Consider the following 19126-nt stretch of genomic DNA (forward strand, 5'->3'; position numbering starts at 1 on the left):
CCGTGGGGGCAGGCTCGCTTGCGCTGGGGGGCAAAACGCCCCCAAAAGCCGGGGACTGCCACGCAGTCAGCGCAAGCAAGCTCCCTTCCCACAGAAAGCCCGTGCCTGCAGTTGGACCGAAGGCCGCCTGCCGATCACCTACACTCATCACAGCCACGCGACATTTAGCCTCAGCCCATCATCGCAGCACCTGTAATAGTCTATTGCAGGACTCCAATGTACTAACTAGTTACTTATCTTGCTAAAATCGCGTCTTTGCCCTCTCACCTTCGAGTCCTGTCGATATGAAACGAGCATCGCGCGCCCATGGCGCCTCTAGATTCCTCCTGCTGGGTTTGGGCGTCATCATCGCCCTGCTCGGCCTTGCGCTGGCTGTTGGCGGCGCCAAACTGGTGAGCCTCGGCGGTTCCTGGTACTTCCTGATCGGCGGCGTGGCCATGGCGGTTTCCGGGCTGTTGATCGCCCGAGGCAAGACCGCTGGCGCGTGGTTGTTCGCAGCGTTCCTGGTGGGGACGGCGATCTGGGCAGTGGCCGATGTCGGGCTGGTGTTCTGGCCGCTGTTCTCGCGGCTGTTCATGTTCGCGGCCATCGGCCTGGTGGTGGCGCTGGTGTATCCGCTGCTGGCTGGCCGGCCTGCACGCGGAGCCTATGGCGTCGCCGCCGTGCTGGCGGTGGGTGTGGCGGTGGCGGCGGGCAATATGTTTGTCGCCCATCCGAGTGTCGCGCCCAACGGTACTGGCCCGGGCATCACGCCGGTGGCTGCAGCCGACGCGCAGAAAGACTGGGCGCACTACGGCAACACCGAAGGCGGCAGCCGCTTCGCCGCGCTGGACCAGATCAATCGCGACAATATCGACAAACTCAAGGTGGCGTGGACCTACCACACCGGTGACGTGGCGATCAGCGACGGCAACGGTGCCGAAGACCAGCTCACGCCCTTGCAGATCGGCAACAAGGTGTTTATCTGCACGCCGCACAACAACCTGATCGCCCTCGACGCCGATACCGGCAAAGAGCTGTGGAAGAACGAGGTCAACGCCAAATCGGCGGTCTGGCAGCGTTGTCGGGGCATGGCCTACTTCGACGCCACCGCGCCGATCGCCCAGCCGACCCAGCCCAACAGCTCGCCGATCATTGCCGCCAGCGTGCCTGCCGGTGCGCAGTGCCAGCGCCGCTTGCTGACCAACACCATTGATGCGCGCCTGATCGCCGTGGATGCCGATACCGGCAAATTCTGCGAAGACTTCGGCACCCATGGCCAGGTGGACCTCAAGGCCGGCCTCGGCGATGTACCGGACAGCTACTACCAACTGTCGTCCGCGCCGTTGATTGCCGGCACCACCGTGGTGGTCGGCGGCCGCGTCGCCGACAACGTGCAGACCGACATGCCTGGCGGCGTCATCCGTGGCTTCGACGTGATCAGCGGCCAAATGCGCTGGGCCTTCGACCCGGGCAACCCGCAAGACAAGCAAGCACCGGCCGACGGCAGCACCTATGTGCGCAGCACCCCGAACAGCTGGGCGCCGATGTCTTATGACCCACTGATGAACACGGTCTTCCTGCCGATGGGCAGCTCGTCCACCGACATCTACGGCGTCGAACGTACTCAACTTAACCACAAATACGGCGCCTCGGTGCTGGCACTGGATGCCTCCACCGGTGCTGAAAAGTGGGTGTACCAGACGGTCCACAATGACCTGTGGGACTTCGACCTGCCGATGCAGCCGAGCCTGATCGACTTCACCCCACCGGGCAGCGACAAGGCAGTTCCAGCGGTGGTGATCGGCACCAAGGCCGGGCAGATCTATGTGCTCGACCGCGCCACCGGCAAGCCGCTGACCGAGGTCAAGGAAGTCCCGGTCAAGGCCGCCAACATTCCTAACGAACCCTACTCGCCGACCCAGCCGAAATCCGTGGGCATGCCGCAGATCGGCGCGCAGACCCTGACCGAGTCGGACATGTGGGGCGCCACGCCGTACGACCAACTGCTGTGCCGCATCGACTTCAAGGGCATGCGCTATGAAGGCCTCTACACCGCGCCAGGCACCGACAAGTCGCTGAGTTTCCCAGGCTCCCTGGGTGGCATGAACTGGGGCAGCATCTCCACCGACCCGGTGCACGGTTTTATCTTCGTCAACGACATGCGCCTGGGCCTGTGGATCCAGATGGTGCCGTCGCAGAACAAGGCGCAAGCCTCGTCCGGTGGCGAAGCGTTGAACACCGGCATGGGCGCAGTACCGCTCAAGGGCACGCCATATGCGGTGAACAAAAACCGCTTCCTGTCGGTGGCCGGCATTCCGTGCCAGGCGCCGCCGTTCGGCACCCTCACCGCCATCGACATGAAGACCCAGAAGGTCGCGTGGCAAGTGCCGGTGGGCACCGTTGAAGACACCGGTCCGCTGGGCATCCGCATGCACCTGCCGATCAAGATCGGCCTGCCGACTCTCGGCGGTACCCTGTCGACCCAGGGCGGCCTGATCTTCATTGCCGGCACCCAGGACTTCTACCTGCGCGCGTTCAACAGCAACAACGGTGATGAAATCTGGAAAGCCCGCCTGCCCGTCGGCAGCCAGGGTGGCCCGATGACCTACGTGTCGCCAAAAACCGGCAAGCAGTACATCGTCATCACCGCCGGCGGCGCACGCCAGTCCACCGATCGTGGCGACTACGTGATCGCCTACGCCCTGCCATAACCCCTGTGTTCGCGCGGTGCCCCCCCCGCACCGCGCTTTCGGCTTTTGGAAGACCGCGCATGACCCCCACTTCTCACTTTTTTCCCGACCGCCTGCTTGGGCGCCTGTTGCTGGGCCTGGCCTTCAGTGCCGCCCTGCCCGCCCAAGCCGACGACACCACCCTGACCGGCGACTGGGGCGGCCCGCGCCGCGAGCTGGACGAGCAAGGCATCCGTTTTACCGGCGACTACAGCGGCGAAACCGCCTATAACGCCCACGGCGGCCAGCACCGTTCGGCGCGTTATTCGCAGAACCTCAAGCTCGGCGTGCAGTTCGACCTGGGCAAGCTGTACGGTTTCAACAATGGCGACCGCATCCAGCTGACCATCAATGACCGGCGCGGCAACAGCGCCTCCGAGGACCTGGTGGGCAACCGCCTGCCGATCCAGGAAAACTACGGCGGCCTCTACACCCGTCTCACCGAGCTGAGCTACGAGCGCACGCTGTTCACTCCGGCGCTGAATCTCAAGCTCGGCTACATGGCCATGGGCAATGATCTTGGCGGCCTGGACAGCGGCATTCTGTGCAACTTCATGAACGCCGGTTTCTGCGGGCACCCGCTGAACATGTCCGGCGGCAGCGGCTGGACCAACTACCCGAATGCGCGCCTGGGCGCACGGGTGAAGTATGACTTCTCGCCGTCCTGGCAACTGCGCGGGGCCGCTTTCAACGTGGACCCGGACAGCAACGGCAACTCCAGCCGCGCCTGGCACCTGGGCCCCAAGCACACCACCGGCACCGTGGTGCCGATCGAGTTGGTGTACAAGCACGCCGGCACGCTGCCGGGTGAATACAAGCTGGGCTATTACTACGACAGCTCGGATGTAAAACGCATCGGCAGCGACAAAGACGTCAGCGGGCGTGGCGGTCACTATCTGTTGATCGACCAGGCCGTATGGGCCTCCAGCAGCTCCGCCGGCCGTGTGCTGCACGCCTTCGGCCAATACTCCGCCGCCAGCGAAGCGGCCTCGCCGTTCAGCAAGTGGTATGGCGCGGGCGTGGTGCTGTACAAACCGTTAGAAGGGCGCCCGCGCGATACCCTCGCCCTGGGTTATGGCCGTGCCGTGCCGAACCCGCGCAGCCGTGACGTGCAGGAACTGGCGGCGTTCAACGCAGGCAACAGCTACCCCAACCTGGACAATGCCGAACAGCTGATCGAACTCAGCTACGGCTTCCAGGCTACGCCTTGGCTGAACCTGCGCCCGGATGTGCAATACATCATCGAACCGGGAGCGTTTTCCGGCTCGGACATCGACAACGCGTTGGTGTTGGGCTTGCAGGTCAAGGCCGTGTTCTAAGCGTCTCAACAGTCAAAAAATGCAGGCGCTGGTTTGCCTGCGATAGCGGTAGTTCCAAGCAGGATCAATAAGCTGACACACCGCTATCGCGGGCAAGCCCGCTCCCACAATCACCTAGGACGTGCCCTGCTGGTACTCGCGCGGCGTGCAGCCAAACTCGCGCCGAAACACCGTATGCAGGTACTGCGCGGACTTGAAGCCGCACTGCTGGGCAATATCGGCAATCGCCAGTGCCTGGTTTTCCAGGCCCTTGGCGGCGGCGGCGAGTTTGAAGCGCAGGATCTCGTCATGCACGCTGCAGCCGCGTTCCTTGCGAAAGTGCGACTCCAGTGACGAGCGCGACACCCCCACATAAGCCGCCACCTGCGCGGTCTTGATGCCCTGGCACGCGTACTGGCGGATAAACAGCAGGGCCTGCATCACATACGGATTCCCCAACGGCTGGTGCAAGCTGGAGGCCTGCACATTGATCGCCTCCGGCGGCACCAGGATCTGCGTGCCGGTGCAGGGCTTGCCGTGCAGCATCTGGTGCAGCAATGCCGCCGCCGTGCGCCCCATGGTTTCGGTGCCCTGGATCACTGAGCTGAGCGGCACCCGCGTGAGGGTGCGGGTCAGCGGGTCGTTGTCGATGCCGATCAATGCCACTTCCTCCGGCACCGCGATGCCGGCAGTCAAACAGGCTTGCAGCAATTGCCGCGCGCGGGCGTCGGTGACGGCGATGATGCCGATCGGCTTGGGCAGGCTCTGCAGCCAGGCGATCTGCTGCTCCACCGCGCTGTCCCACAGCGGCGCGCTGGTCCCCAAACCGCGATAGACCTCGACGTGCAAGCCGTCCCGCTGCAGCAGCAGGCGAAAGGCTTTCTCGCGCTCCTGCGCCCAGCGATTAGCCTGCGCCTCGGGCAGGCTGAAACAGGCAAACCGGGTCAGGCCGGCCTCGATCAGGTGTTCGTAGGCCAGTTTCATCAGCGCATGGTTGTCAGTGGCCACGTAAGGAATGCCGGTGGGATAAGCACGCGCATCCTGGTAGGAGCCGCCCACCGCCACCACCGGCAGCTTGATATCGGCCAGTGCTTCGCCAATCAACGGGTCGTCGAAGTCAGCGATGATGCCGTCCCCCTGCCAGCGCTCGATGCCCTTGAGGCGGCACAGGAAGTCTTCCTCAAGGAACAGATCCCAGGACGCGCGGGTGCTGCTCAGGTAATTGCCGATGCCAGTGATGATGCCCCGGTCGTAGATCTTGCTGCCGTTGAACAGCAAGGCAATGCGGTGCACGGGCGGTAGGGTTTTCATTGTTTTTGTCCGAAGGCCAGTCGCTACAGACTAGCCCCCGCCACTCAAAATCGCACCACACCTTGATGATTTTCATACTCGGCAGGCCAGGTGCCGTTGCTAGTATCCAGACACCGCCAAGAACAATAAGGAAAACGCCATGACGTACTTCCCCGGTGTCGAGAAGGTTCGCTTCGAAGGCCCCGACAGCGATGCTCCCCTCGCCTTTCGCCATTACGATGCCAACAAGCTGATCCTGGGCAAGCCCATGCGCGAGCACCTGCGCATGGCGGCCTGTTATTGGCACACCTTCGTGTGGCCGGGGGCCGACATGTTTGGCGTGGGCACCTTCAAGCGCCCGTGGCAGCGCAGCGGTGACCCGATGGAACTGGCCATCGGCAAGGCGCAGGCGGCGTTCGAGTTTTTCTCCAAGCTGGGCATCGACTACTACAGCTTTCACGACACCGACGTGGCGCCGGAAGGCAGCTCGCTGAAGGAGTACCGCAACCACTTCGCGCAGATGGTCGATCAGCTTGAGCGCCATCAGGAAGAGACTGGCATCCGCCTGCTGTGGGGCACCGCCAACTGCTTCAGCAACCCACGGTTTGCCGCCGGCGCCGCCAGCAACCCCGACCCGCAAGTGTTTGCCTACGCCGCCGCGCAGGTGTTCAGTGCGATGAACGCCACGCTGCGGCTCAAGGGGTCCAACTATGTGCTGTGGGGTGGCCGCGAGGGCTATGAAACCCTGCTCAACACCGACCTCAAACGCGAGCGCGAGCAACTCGGGCGCTTTATGCGCATGGTGGTGGAGCACAAGCACAAGATCGGCTTCAAGGGCGACCTGCTGATCGAGCCCAAGCCTCAGGAGCCGACCAAGCACCAGTACGATTACGACAGCGCCACGGTGTTTGGCTTCCTGCATGAATACGGCCTGGAACACGAGATCAAGGTCAACATCGAGGCCAACCACGCGACCCTGGCCGGGCACAGTTTTCATCATGAGATTGCCACCGCAGTGTCGCTGGGCATCTTCGGCAGCATCGACGCCAATCGCGGCGATCCGCAGAACGGCTGGGACACCGACCAGTTCCCCAACAGCGTCGAGGAGATGACGCTCGCCACTTATGAAATCCTCAAGGCCGGGGGCTTCAAGAATGGCGGCTACAACTTCGACTCCAAGGTGCGCCGGCAGAGCCTGGACGACGTCGACCTGTTCCACGGCCACGTCGCGGCGATGGATGTGCTCGCCCTGGCACTGGAGCGTGCGGCGGCGATGGTGCAGAACGACCGCTTGCAGCAGTTCAAGGACCAGCGCTATGCCGGTTGGCAGCAGCCGCTGGGCAAAGCCGTACTGGCGGGCGAGTTCAGCCTCGCGTCGCTGGCCGAGCATGCCTTTGAGCACGAGCTGAACCCGCAGGCGGTGAGCGGCCGGCAGGAGATGCTGGAGGGGGTGGTCAACCGGTTTATCTATCCCTGATGGCGAGCGGACTTCCTTTGGCTGGCGGACTTGTTATGGCAAGTGGGCTCTTTGGATTGAGCAGCCTCTTTGTGGCAAGTGGGGTCTTTGTGGTGAGCGGGCTTGCCCCGCGTTGGGCTGCGAAGCGGCCCCAAGACCAGGCACCTCGGTGTGCCAGGTTGAACCCGGTCGCTTGCAATAGGGGCTGCTTCGCAGCCCAACGCGGGGCAAGCCCGCTCGCCACAACAAGCTTGCTAGCCTCAATAAGCCTGCTAGCCACAATGAGGCTGCTCAACCCAAAGAACCCACTTGCCACAAAGAGGCTGCTCGCCACAAATACAGTGTTCGCCTAGAGTCTTCGCACAGTGTCTTTCCAACAACAATAAAAGGACGCACCACCATGAAAGCATTCAAACGCACGCTGCTCGCCACTGCCCTGGCCTTGCTCGCCCTGCCGGTGATGGCAGATCCTGCGCACCCGAAGATCGGTTTCTCCATCGACGACCTGCGCCTGGAGCGCTGGTCGCGTGACCGCGATTACTTCGTCGCGGCGGCAGAAAAACTCGATGCCAAGGTCTTCGTGCAGTCCGCCGATGCCAACGAGCAGAAGCAGATTTCCCAGATCGAAAACCTGATCTCACGCGGCGTCGACGTGATCGTGATCGTGCCGTTCAACGCCACCGTGCTCACCAACGCCGTCGCCGAAGCCAAGAAGGCCGGGATCAAGGTGGTGTCCTATGACCGCCTGATCCTCAATGCCGATATCGACGCCTACATCTCCTTCGATAACGAAAAAGTCGGCGAGATGCAGGCCAACGGTGTGCTGCAAGCGGCGCCCAAGGGCAACTACTTCCTGCTCGGCGGCGCGCCCACCGACAACAACGCCAAAGTGCTGCGCGAAGGCCAGATGAAAGTGCTGCAGCCGGCCATCGACAAGGGCGATATCAAGATTGTCGGCCAGCAGTGGGTCAAGGAGTGGAACCCTACCGAAGCCTTGGGCATCGTCGAAAACGCCCTGACCCGGAACAACAACAAGATCGACGCCATCGTCGCCTCCAACGACGCCACCGCCGGCGGTGCGATCCAGGCGCTGGCCGCGCAGAAGCTCGCAGGCAAGGTGCCGATCTCCGGCCAGGACGCCGACCTCGCCGCCGTCAAGCGTGTGATCGACGGCACCCAGACCATGACCGTGTACAAACCACTCAAGTTGATCGCCACCGAAGCCGCCAAGCTGTCGGTACAACTGGCGCGCAATGAGAAGCCGTCCTATAGCTCGCAGTACGACAACGGCAGCAAGCAGGTCGACACCATCCTGCTGACCCCGACACCGCTGACCAAGGCCAATATCGACCTGCTGGAGAAGGACGGTTTCTATACCAAAGAGCAGATTGGCGGGCTGTGACCGCCATGGCTGACTACCTGCTGCAAATGAACGGCATCGTCAAAAGCTTTGGCGGGGTCAACGCGCTCAACGGCATCGATATCAAGGTGCGGCCGGGGGAATGTGTCGGCCTGTGCGGCGAGAACGGCGCCGGCAAATCCACCTTGATGAAGGTGCTGTCGGCGGTCTATCCGTATGGCACCTGGGAGGGAGAAATTCTCTGGGACGGACAGCCGCTCAAGGCCCAGTCCATCAGTGAAACCGAGGCCGCCGGCATCGTCATCATTCACCAGGAACTGACGCTGGTGCCCGACCTGTCGGTGGCCGAGAACATTTTCATGGGCCACGAACTGACCCTGCCCGGCGGGCGCATGAACTACCCGGCGATGATCCATCGCGCCGAACAGTTGATGCGCGAACTCAAGGTCCCGGACATGAACGTGGCGCTGCCGGTGTCGCAGTACGGCGGCGGTTACCAGCAGCTGGTGGAAATCGCAAAGGCCCTGAACAAGCAGGCACGCCTGCTGATTCTCGACGAGCCCTCCTCGGCCCTGACCCGCTCGGAAATCGAGGTGCTGCTCGACATCATCCGTGACCTCAAGGCCAAGGGCGTGGCCTGCGTGTACATCTCGCACAAGCTCGATGAAGTGGCGGCGGTGTGCGACACCGTCTCGGTGATCCGCGACGGCAAGCACATCGCGACCACGGCCATGGCCGACATGGATATCCCGCGGATCATCACGCAGATGGTCGGGCGGGAAATGAGCAACCTCTACCCCACCCAACCCCATGACATCGGCGAGGTGGTTTTCGAGGCGCGCAATGTCACCTGTTACGACGTCGACAACCCCAGGCGCAAACGCGTCGACGATATTTCATTCAGCCTCAGGCGCGGGGAAATCCTCGGCATTGCCGGGCTGGTCGGTGCCGGGCGCACGGAACTGGTGTCGGCACTGTTCGGTGCCTACCCCGGCCGCTACAGCGGCGAGGTGTGGCTGGACGGCCAGGTGATCGACACCCGCACGCCGCTCAAATCCATCCGCGCCGGGCTGTGCATGGTGCCCGAGGACCGCAAGCGCCAAGGCATCATCCCGGACCTGGGCGTCGGCCAGAACATCACCCTGGCCGTACTCGACACCTACGCGCACATGACCCGCATCGACGCCGAGGCCGAACTGGGCAGCATCGATCAGCAAATCACACGCATGCACCTGAAGACGTCCAGCCCGTTTTTGCCGATCACCAGCCTGTCCGGCGGCAATCAGCAAAAAGCCGTGCTGGCGAAAATGCTGATGACCCAGCCCAAGGTACTGATCCTCGACGAGCCCACGCGCGGCGTGGATGTGGGCGCCAAGTACGAGATCTACAAGCTGATGGGCGCGCTGGCGGCCGAAGGGGTGTCGATCATCATGGTCTCCTCGGAGCTGGCCGAAGTGCTCGGCGTGTCCAACCGCGTGCTGGTGATCGGCGACGGCCAGTTGCGCGGCGATTTCATCAACCAGGGGCTCACCCAGGAACAGGTGCTCGCCGCGGCGCTCAGCCAACACAATAATAACGATCGGAAAACCGCGTAGATGAATCAGGTCAAACAGCTGTTTACCCGCTACAAAATGCTCGCACTGGTGATCGCCCTGGCGTTCATCTGGCTGTTTTTCACCTGGCAGACCGAGGGCGGTTTCCTCACCCCGCGCAACCTCTCCAACCTGCTGCGCCAGATGGCGATCACCGGGATCCTGGCCTGCGGCATGGTGCTGGTGATCATCAGCGGCGAGATCGACTTGTCGGTAGGTTCGCTGCTGGGATTACTGGGCGGGCTCGCGGCAATCCTGGACGTGGTCTATCACGTGCCGCTGCTGGCCAACCTCAGCCTGGTGGCGCTGTGCGGGTTGATGATCGGATTGGCCAACGGCTACATGACCGCTTACCTGCGCATCCCCTCGTTTATCGTCGGCCTGGGGGGCATGCTGGCGTTTCGCGGGATTCTGCTGGGGATCACCGGCGGCACCACCATCGCGCCGGTATCGCCGTCGCTGGTGTATGTCGGCCAGGGTTACCTGCCGCACGCGGTGGGCGTGGGGCTCGGCGTGTTGCTGTTTGCGCTGACGCTGTTCCTCACCTGGAAACAACGGCGCAACCGCGCACTGCATGGCCTGGCGGCGCACTCGCGGGTGCGCGACGTGCTGCGGGTAGTGCTGATCGGCGCGGTGCTCGCCGGGTTCGTTACCACCCTCAACAGCTACGACGGCATCCCGGTGCCGGTGCTGTTGCTCCTGGTGCTGCTCGGCGTGTTCAGCTATGTCACCAGCCAGACCGTGTTCGGCCGCCGCGTGTATGCGGTGGGCAGCAATATGGAAGCCACGCGCCTGTCGGGCATTAACGTGCAGGCGGTCAAACTGTGGATTTTCGGCATCATGGGCGTGATGTGCGCCTTCGCCGGCCTGGTCAACACGGCCCGCCTCGCCGCCGGCTCACCCTCGGCGGGCAGCATGGGCGAACTGGATGCCATTGCTGCGTGCTTTATCGGCGGCACCTCCATGCGCGGCGGCTCGGGCACGGTGTATGGCGCGTTGCTCGGGGCGCTGGTGATTACCAGCCTGGATAACGGCATGTCGATGCTGGACGTGGACAGTTACTGGCAGATGATTGTGAAAGGCAGCATTCTGGTGCTGGCGGTGTGGGTGGATGTGAGTACACGGGCGGGGCGGCGCTGAACGCAAGCAAACATGTGCGAGCGGGCTTGCCTGCGATAGCGGTCTATCAGTGACAAATGTCCTGACTGACCCTGCGCTATCGCGGGCAAGCCCGCTCGCACGAGGGGTCCTGCGGTGTTCTAACCGTTGTTACTTGGAGACCGGCATCGCAAACTCCGCGCCCTGCTCGATGCTCTCCGACCAGCGCTGCATGATCGACTTCTGCTTGGTGTAGAAGCGCACACCTTCAGTGCCATAGGCATGCATGTCGCCAAACAAGCTCTTCTTCCAGCCACCAAAGCCGTGCCAGGCCATCGGCACCGGGATCGGTACGTTGATGCCAACCATGCCCACTTCGATGCGCCGCGCGAACTCGCGGGCAATGTTGCCGTCGCGGGTGAAGCAGCTCACGCCGTTGCCGAACTCGTGGTCGTTGACCAGCTTGATCGCCTCGCCGAAGTCACTCACGCGCACGCAGGCCAGCACCGGGCCGAAGATTTCTTCGCGGTAGATGCTCATCTCTTTGGTCACGTGATCGAACAGGGTCGCGCCGAGCCAGAAGCCATTTTCCAACCCCGCTTCGGTCGGCACATAGTCACGGCCGTCGAGCAGCAGTTGCGCGCCAGCCTTCACACCTTGTTCGATGTAGCCGCTGATGCGCTCAAGGGCGGCACGCGACACGATCGGGCCCATTTCGGCCTTGAGGTCGCGGCCATCGGTGATGCGCAGTTGCTTGGCGCGTTCGGTCAGGGCAGCGATGACTTTGTCACCGACATCGCCGACCAGCACCGCCACCGAAATCGCCATGCAGCGCTCGCCAGCACTGCCGTAGGCGGCGCCCATCAGCGCGTCGACGGTTTTCTCGATGTCCGCGTCGGGCATCACCACCATGTGGTTTTTCGCGCCGCCCAGGCCTTGCACGCGCTTGCCGTTGCGCGCGCCGGTTTCATAGATGTACTGCGCAATCGGTGTCGATCCGACAAAGCTCACAGCCTTGACGTCCGGGTGTTCGATCAGCGCGTCCACCGATTCCTTGTCGCCCTGCACCACGTTGAATACGCCTTTCGGCAAGCCGGCTTCATGCAGCAGCTCGGCCATGAACAGCGAAGCGCTCGGGTCGGTCGGGCTCGGCTTGAGGATGAACGTGTTGCCCGCCGCGATGGCGATCGGGTACATCCACATCGGTACCATCACCGGGAAGTTGAACGGCGTGACGCCGGCCACCACGCCCAGCGGCTGGCGCAGGGTCCAGTTGTCCATGCCCCGCGAGACCTGGTCGGAATGCTCGCCCTTGAGCAGGTTCGGGATGCCGCAGGCGAATTCAAGAATATCGATGCCCCGGTCGACTTCACCCTGGGCGTCGGTGAAGACCTTGCCGTGTTCGGCGACGATGATGCGCGCCAGGTCGTCCTTGCGCTCACGCAGCAGGTGCAGGTATTCGAACAGCACGCGAGCGCGGCGGATTGGCGGGGTGTCGGCCCAACCGGCGAAGGCGGCCTGGGCAGCGGCGACGGCTTCGGACACAGTCTGGCGGCTGGCCAGGGCGACGCGGGCGGTGACTTCGCCGGTGGCCGGGTTGTAGACGTCCTGATACCGGTCATCGCGGCTCACGCGCTGGTCGTTGATGTAGTGCTCGATTGTTGTAGTCATGGCAATGGATCCCAGGTGGGTGGCGTTGGGACACACGATAGGCTTTCGGTTTGTTCCAAACCAGAGCAGAATCCAGAACTGATTGTCCTTATAAGCGAACAATAAGCGCATGGAAAAATCCGAGATCGAAGGCCTGTGGACCCACATCCACTGGCTGTCAGTGCTGGAAGAACACGGCACCTACACCGCTGCAGCGGCACGGTTGGGGGTGAGCAAATCGGCGGTCAGCCAGCGCATCAGCGACCTGGAAAAAGCCACCGGTACCCGGCTGGTGACGCGCACCACGCGCAGTGTGCGCCTCACCGATGCCGGGTTGTCGCTGACCCGCGAGGTGCGCGGTGCCTACGAACAGATCGCGCGCAGTTTTTCCTCGGTGCGCGACTCGGCCGGGGAGATTCGCGGGCTGGTGCGCCTCACCGCCCCGGTGGCGTTCGCGCGCCAGCAACTGGTGCCGCACTTGTCCGAATTCCTCCAGCGGTATCCGCAGGTGCGCCTCCAACTGGATGTGTCGGACGCCTTGAGTTCGCTGGCCGCCGAAGGCTACGACCTGGCGGTGCGCCACGGTTTCCAGGTGCCCGAAACCCACGTGGCCTGGAAGCTCTGCGACACCGGCTCGGTGCTGGTCGCCAGTCGCGATTACCTGCAACGCCATGGCGAGCCGCGCGAACCCGGCGACCTCAGCGCCCACAACTGCCTGTTCTATCCACGCGGCAGCGACCAGCCCGCCTGGACCTTCGAACGCGGCAGCAAACACCTCGAGCGCGTCACCGTACCGATCGCCGGCAGCTTCGCCACCAACAACAGCGAAGCGTTAAGGGATGCGGCCCTCAACCACCTGGGCATCGCCCTGCTCCCGGATTTCAGCGCCCATGCCGCGCTGGCCAGCGGCAAGCTGGTGCAAGTGCTCAAGGACTGGACGCTCAAGGGCGCATTTGCCGATGAGATTTACCTGATACGGCCCTATTCGCCCCACGTGCCGAAGTCGGTGAGTGCCTTGGTCGGCTTTTTGAAAGAACGGTTGTCGGGCGGGTTCCGATTCAAGGGCTGAGGTTTGCCTCTTGCCCAACAGAACAAAAAGTCCATAATGGACAAATAAGTTCAATAATCGGAGCACCCATGTCCAGCACACCTCACGTCATCAACCACGCCCAGGCCCGCGAGTTACTTGCTCAGGTGGATGTACTGCAGATCCTGCGTGCGCTGTTTCGCGACCTCGCCGCCGGGCACGCGGTGCAACCGGCGCAACAGCTGGTGGAATTTCCCCACGGCGGCGGTGACTTTATCAACTACCTGGGTGTGCTGGCGCAGGACGGCGTGTATGGGGTCAAGACCTCCCCCTACATCGTGCGTGAACAAGGGCCGCTGGTGACCGCCTGGACGCTGCTGATGTCGATGCAAACCGGCCAACCGTTGCTGCTGTGCGATGCCGCCGAGCTGACCACCGCGCGCACGGCCGCGACCACGGCGTTGGCGGTGGATGCACTGGCGCCGCCGCAGGCAAAGCGCCTGGCGATCATCGGCAGCGGCAAGGTCGCGCAGGCGCATCTGCACTATGTGAAAGACCTGCGGGACTGGCAGAGCATCAACCTGTTTTCGCCGAGCCTGGCCGGGAAAAACTCCCAGCTCGAAAGCCTGGACCCGCGGTTGAAGATCGCCTCGACCTGCGATGCCGCATTGGAGGATGCCGACGTGATCCTGCTGTGCACCTCCTCGGCCGGGCCGGTGATCGACCCGGCGCGCCTGGGCAAGCCGGCGTTGATCACCTCCATCAGCACCAACGCCCCGCGCGCCCATGAAGTGCCGCCGCAAAGCCTCAACGACATGCAGGTGTTCTGCGACTATCGCCGTACCACCCCAGGCTCGGCCGGCGAAATGCTGATTGCCGCCGAGCAGCACGGCTGGGACATCGCCTCGGTGGTCGGCGACCTGCCAGAGTTGCTCAGCGAGCAGGTGCCGCGCCCCTCCTACGACCGTCACGTATTCTTCCGCTCTATCGGCCTGGGCCTGGAAGACATCGCACTGGCTAACGCCCTTTGGAGACAGCTATGAGCCACGCAGACTTCATCATCATCGGCGGCGGCATTGCCGGCGCCTCCACCGGTTTCTGGCTGTCGCCGCACGGCAAGGTGATTGTGCTGGAGCGTGAATCCCACCCGGCCTACCACTCCACCGGACGCTCGGCGGCGCTGTACACCGCCGCCTATGGCACCCCGCAGGTGCGCGCGCTGACCCTCGCCAGCCGTGAGTTTTTCGACCACCCACCCAGCGGTTTCTGCGAGCACCCACTGCTGACGCCACGCGGTGAAATGACCGTGGACTTCATCGGCGACCCGGATGAATTGAACGCGCAGTACTTGAGCGCCAAGGCCACCGTGCCGCAGGTCGAGCAGCTGAGCGCCGACCTGGCCTGTGCGATGCTGCCGATCCTGCGCCGCGAAAAAGTCCACGGTGCGATTTATGACCCCACCGCCAGCGACATCGACACCGACGCGCTGCACCAGGGCTACTTGCGCGGGATTCGCCGCAATCAGGGCGAAGTGCGCACTGACAGCCACGTCCTCGGTTTGAGCCGCGACAGCGCCGGCCTCTGGCATGTGAATACCCAGGACGCCACCTTCACCGCGCCGATTATCATCAATGCCGCCGGCGCCTGGGCCGATCATATCGGCGGGCTGGCCGGCGCCGCCGCCATTGGCCTGCAACCCAAGCGGCGCTCGGCGTTTATCTTCGCCGGCCCCGAAGGCCAGGACACCCACGCCTGGCCGATGCTGGTGGCCCTTGACGAAGCCTTTTATATGAAGCCCGACGCGGGCATGTTCCTCGGCTCCCCCGCCAACGCCGACCCGGTCGAGGCGCAGGATATCCAGCCCGAAGAGTTGGACATCGCCATGGGCATCTACCAGATCGAAGAAGCCACCACCTTGACCATCCGCCGCCCGACCCGTACCTGGGCCGGGCTGCGCAGCTTTGTCCACGATGGGGATCTGCTGGCGGGCTTCGACTCGCAGGTGCCGGGGCTGTTCTGGGTCGCGGCGCAAGGCGGCTATGGCATCCAGACCTCCCCCGCCATGGGCCAGGCCAGTGCCGCACTGGTGCGCGGTGCGCCGCTGCCGGAGCAACTGACGCGGTTCGGCCTGGACGCTGGTATGCTCTCCCCCGCCCGCCTGGAGCCGCATTGATGAACACCGCCGAACACGACAAGGTCATGCAGAACTTCCGCGCGATTGCCGACGCAATCGCCACGCTGTTCTTTCCCCACGCGGAAGTGGTGCTGCATGATTTGCGCACGCAAAAAGTCGATTACATCGCCAACAACCTGTCCAAACGTGGCATCGGTGATGAGTCGGCGCTGGAGGACATGCTCAGCGATGACGTCAGCGAGGTGAATATCGGCCCCTACGAAAAACTCAATTGGGATGGCCAGAAGATTCGCAGCCTGAGCACCGTGCTGCATGACCATAACGGCCGTCGCCTGGCCGTGCTGTGCATCAACCTGAATATCTCGCTGTTCGAGAATGCCAAGGCGGCGCTGGATCTGTTCCTGTCGCCGAGCAAGTTGATCCCGCAACCGGATTCACTCTTTCGTGATGACTGGCAGGAGCGCATCAACACCTTTTTGCACGCCTGGATGCGTGAACGCCAATTGAGCCTGAACCTGCTGACCCGTGACCACAAGCGTGAGCTGGTGCTGGCGCTGCATGCCGAAGGCGCGTTCAAGGGCAAGAGCGCCTCCAACTATGTGGCTAATGTGCTGGGCATGGGGCGGGCGACGGTCTACAAGCACTTGAAGGAATTGAAGGGCTGAAAGCAGCTTTTGTGCAGGCGCCCGGCTTGCCGGCGATAGGGTCCTTGCGGTCGCCATCGCCGGCAAGCCGGGCTGCTGCAAGGGTCAATCGCCGTAGATATCAGACTTGAAGTACTGCTGCGAAATCTTCTGGTACTCGCCACTCGCGCGGATGCCATCGATGGCGCTGTTGAGTTGGCTGACCAACTCGGTATTGCCCTTGCGCACCGCGATCCCCGCGCCCTCGCCCACGTATTTCGGGTCCTTGAGTTCCGGGCCGACAAACGCATACCCCTTGCCGCGTGGCATCGACAGGAAATCGCTCAAGGGAATGGTGTCGGCGAAGATCGCGTCCAGTCGCCCGGCCGCCAGGTCCATGTAAATCTCTTCGTTATTGCTGTAGCGCTTGACGGTGATGCCCTTGGGCTCGAACACCTCGGTGGCGTAGCGGTCGGTGGTCGTGGCGCGTTGCACGCCGACCGTCTTGCCCTTGAGGCTGGCGTACTGGTCATCCACCACCGCGCCATCCTTCATCACCAGGCGCGACGAAGTGAAGTAATACTTGTGGGTGAAATCCACCGACTTCTTGCGGTCTTCATTGATGGTCATGGACGACAGGGCCATGTCGATTTTCTTCACCTTGAGGGAAGGAATCAGGCCGTCGAACTCACCTTCGATCCACACGCACTTGACCTTCATCTGCGCGCACAAAGCGTTGCCGATGTCGTAGTCGAAGCCAACGATCTTGCCTTCCTCGGTCTTGGACGCAAACGGCGGGTAAGCGGCCTCGATGCCGATGCGCAGGGTTTTCTCGGCGGCCAGCAAGTGGCTGGAGGCGATCAGGCCAAGGGCCAGGACGGGAATGACGAAGCGTTTCTTCATGGTTGTGTCTCGCAAGTTGTTGTTGGTTTAGGCAAGCGCGAAGAAAAAATCAGACAAAAAAGAGCTTTATTTGTACTTATAATTCCATATTGGACTTTTATGTATATACCGTCAAATCGCCTCGCCACCCTATGACTTTTTTGCACAACGCACCGGTGTTTTTGAGCGTTCATCTCTAGATTTATGCGTGCCTATACTCGGTTCAGCCTCCCGGTGGAATCGAGGGGCCGCAGCATCACAGCCATGTCCCTACAACAATAATCAAGGACACCGACCATGACCCAGCCCTTCCTGGCCGCTCGGGATTTTTTGCTCGCTCACCGTACCGACTACGCCACCGCCGTGCGCGACTTCCGTTGGCCACACCTGGACGCGTTCAACTGGGCCCTGGACTACTTCGATGCGATGGCAGAAGGCAACGCGGCGGATGCGCTGTGGATCGTCGAAGAGGACGGCAGCGAGCAACGCTACAGCTTCCAGCAACTCGCGGCGCGCTCCAACCAGGTGGCCAACCACCTGCGCGCCCTGGGTGTGCGCCGGGGCGAACGCGTGCTGCTGATGCTCGGCAACGATGTCGCGCTGTGGGAAACCATGCTGGCTGCGTTCAAGCTGGGCGCCGTGATCATCCCCGCCACTGCCCTGCTCAACCCCGATGACCTGAGTGACCGTATCGAGCGCGGCCAGGTGCGCCACCTGGTGGTCGGTGAAGCGCATGTCGGCAAGTTTGACGGCCTCGGCGCTGGCTGCAGCCGCATCTGCGTGGGCGCCGCCCCCACTGGCTGGGTCGCGCACAGCGCCGCCTTCGAATACCCCGAGCAGTTCGAGGCCGAAGGCCGCACCCTGGCCACCGACCCGATGCTGCTGTATTTCACCTCCGGCACCACGTCCAAGCCGAAAATGGTGCTGCACAGCCACCAGAGCTATCCGGTCGGCCACTTGTCGACCATGTACTGGATCGGCCTGCAGCCGGGTGACCTGCACCTCAATATCTCGTCTCCGGGCTGGGCCAAGCATGCCTGGAGCTGCCTGTTCGCGCCATGGAACGCCGGCGCCTGCATCTTTATCCATAACGTCGCGCGTTTCAGCGCGCCGGCCCTGCTCAACACGCTGGAACGTTACCGCGTGACCAGCCTGTGCGCGCCGCCCACCGTGTGGCGCATGCTGATCCAGGAGGACCTGGCCAGCTACAAAAACCGCCTGAACCTGCGTGAACTGGTGGGCGCCGGTGAGCCCCTGAACCCAGAAATCATCGAGCAGATCCAGCACGCCTGGGGCCTGCCGTTGCGCGACGGCTTCGGCCAGTCGGAAACCACCGCGCTGGTCGGCAACACCCCAGGGCAATTGCTCAAGCCGGGCTCCATGGGCCGGCCGCTGCCGGGCTACCAGGTGGCGCTGCTCGATGCCGACGGCGTGCCGGGCACCGAGGGCGAAGTCGCCCTGCCCCTGGCGATACGTCCGCTGGGCCTGATGCTGTGCTACGAGGACAGCCCGGAAAAAACCGCTGAGGTGATGCGCGACGGCTACTACCGCACCGGCGATACCGCGCAGATCGACGCCGACGGCTACATCACGTTTGTCGGGCGCGCCGACGACGTGTTCAAGGCGTCCGACTACCGCATCAGCCCCTTCGAACTGGAAAGCGCGCTGATCGAGCACCCGGCGGTGATGGAAGTCGCCGTGGTACCCAGCCCGGACCCGCTGCGCCTGGCGGTGCCAAAGGCCTTCCTGATCCTCGCCCACGACGCCCCCGGCAGCGCCGAGTTGGCGCAGCACATCCTCGCCTTCGCCCGCGAACACCTGGCGCCGTACAAGCGCGTGCGGCGGATTGAGTTTGTCAGCGAATTGCCCAAGACCATCTCCGGCAAGATTCGCCGGGTAGAGTTGCGCCAGATGGAAGTGCTGCGACGCCAGAGTGAAACGCGGGGTGAGCAGGAGCACTTCGAGGAGGACTTTGTGCGGCCGACGGTGGAGTCGTAGTCTATTC

Annotated in this window: 14 protein-coding genes; 11 read left to right on the forward strand and 3 right to left on the reverse strand. The window is 63.1% G+C overall.

What is annotated here, in order from left to right; all coding sequences use genetic code 11:
• Positions 1–284 precede the first annotated feature (284 nt).
• On the forward strand, positions 285–2693 hold the full coding sequence (locus tag C9990_RS20250; protein ID WP_106804446.1) for a glucose/quinate/shikimate family membrane-bound PQQ-dependent dehydrogenase: 2409 nt from the start codon (positions 285–287) through the stop codon (positions 2691–2693).
• A gap of 59 nt (positions 2694–2752) precedes the next feature.
• Positions 2753–4030 carry a carbohydrate porin gene (locus C9990_RS20255; protein WP_106804447.1) on the forward strand — a complete coding sequence of 426 codons (1278 nt, stop codon included), beginning with the start codon at positions 2753–2755 and terminating at the stop codon, positions 4028–4030.
• A 114-nt stretch (positions 4031–4144) separates the two neighbouring features.
• On the opposite strand, the gene C9990_RS20260 is transcribed toward C9990_RS20255, so the two are convergent.
• Positions 4145–5320: a XylR family transcriptional regulator gene (locus C9990_RS20260; protein WP_106804448.1), complete on the reverse strand. Its 1176-nt coding sequence runs from the start codon at positions 5318–5320 to the stop codon at positions 4145–4147.
• A gap of 139 nt (positions 5321–5459) precedes the next feature.
• Here C9990_RS20260 and xylA point away from each other — a divergent pair, with 139 nt between their 5' ends.
• From xylA to C9990_RS20280, 4 genes are all read left to right on the forward strand, one after another.
• Positions 5460–6776 (forward strand): xylose isomerase, encoded by a 1317-nt coding sequence (gene xylA, locus C9990_RS20265; protein ID WP_065905671.1) that lies wholly within the window; start codon positions 5460–5462, stop codon positions 6774–6776.
• A gap of 379 nt (positions 6777–7155) precedes the next feature.
• Positions 7156–8157 carry a D-xylose ABC transporter substrate-binding protein gene (gene xylF / locus C9990_RS20270; protein WP_065905667.1) on the forward strand — a complete coding sequence of 334 codons (1002 nt, stop codon included), beginning with the start codon at positions 7156–7158 and terminating at the stop codon, positions 8155–8157.
• A gap of 5 nt (positions 8158–8162) precedes the next feature.
• Positions 8163–9710 (forward strand): D-xylose ABC transporter ATP-binding protein, encoded by a 1548-nt coding sequence (xylG, locus tag C9990_RS20275; protein ID WP_177410346.1) that lies wholly within the window; start codon positions 8163–8165, stop codon positions 9708–9710.
• The gene (locus C9990_RS20280; RefSeq protein ID WP_106804450.1) at positions 9711–10847 is read left to right on the forward strand and encodes a sugar ABC transporter permease; all 1137 of its coding nucleotides are present in this window, start codon (positions 9711–9713) and stop codon (positions 10845–10847) included. It begins immediately after the preceding gene.
• 129 nt (positions 10848–10976) lie between these two features.
• Here the strand turns inward: C9990_RS20280 and C9990_RS20285 are convergent, their stop codons facing one another.
• Positions 10977–12476: a CoA-acylating methylmalonate-semialdehyde dehydrogenase gene (locus C9990_RS20285; RefSeq protein ID WP_065905661.1), complete on the reverse strand. Its 1500-nt coding sequence runs from the start codon at positions 12474–12476 to the stop codon at positions 10977–10979.
• A gap of 109 nt (positions 12477–12585) precedes the next feature.
• On the opposite strand from C9990_RS20285, the gene C9990_RS20290 reads away from it, so the two are divergent.
• The 4 genes from C9990_RS20290 (at position 12586) to C9990_RS20305 (ending at position 16281) form a co-directional block, all read left to right on the forward strand.
• Complete coding sequence (locus tag C9990_RS20290) at positions 12586–13524, forward strand: LysR family transcriptional regulator (protein ID WP_065905660.1); 939 nt, start codon at positions 12586–12588, stop codon at positions 13522–13524.
• Between the two features lie 68 nt (positions 13525–13592).
• A complete protein-coding gene (locus C9990_RS20295) occupies positions 13593–14525 on the forward strand; it encodes an ornithine cyclodeaminase family protein (protein WP_106804451.1) in 933 nt (310 codons plus the stop codon).
• Positions 14522–15655 (forward strand): FAD-binding oxidoreductase, encoded by a 1134-nt coding sequence (locus C9990_RS20300; RefSeq protein WP_065905658.1) that lies wholly within the window; start codon positions 14522–14524, stop codon positions 15653–15655. The genes C9990_RS20295 and C9990_RS20300 overlap by 4 nt, the downstream gene beginning before the upstream one ends.
• Complete coding sequence (locus C9990_RS20305; RefSeq protein WP_065905656.1) at positions 15655–16281, forward strand: transcriptional regulator; 627 nt, start codon at positions 15655–15657, stop codon at positions 16279–16281. Before C9990_RS20300 ends, C9990_RS20305 begins: the two co-directional genes overlap by 1 nt.
• A gap of 84 nt (positions 16282–16365) precedes the next feature.
• Here the strand turns inward: C9990_RS20305 and C9990_RS20310 are convergent, their stop codons facing one another.
• Positions 16366–17142 carry an ABC transporter substrate-binding protein gene (locus C9990_RS20310; RefSeq protein WP_065905654.1) on the reverse strand — a complete coding sequence of 259 codons (777 nt, stop codon included), beginning with the start codon at positions 17140–17142 and terminating at the stop codon, positions 16366–16368.
• Positions 17143–17418: 276 nt separating this feature from the next.
• Between C9990_RS20310 and C9990_RS20315 the strand changes: the two genes are divergently transcribed.
• Positions 17419–19119, forward strand: a complete 1701-nt coding sequence (locus tag C9990_RS20315) for an AMP-binding protein (protein ID WP_106804452.1) — start codon at positions 17419–17421, stop codon at positions 19117–19119.
• Positions 19120–19126: the final 7 nt, after the last annotated feature.

Source organism: Pseudomonas sp. S5D5 (assembly GCF_003013355.1).
Taxonomy (GTDB): Bacteria; Pseudomonadota; Gammaproteobacteria; order Pseudomonadales; family Pseudomonadaceae; genus Aquipseudomonas; species Aquipseudomonas aylmerensis.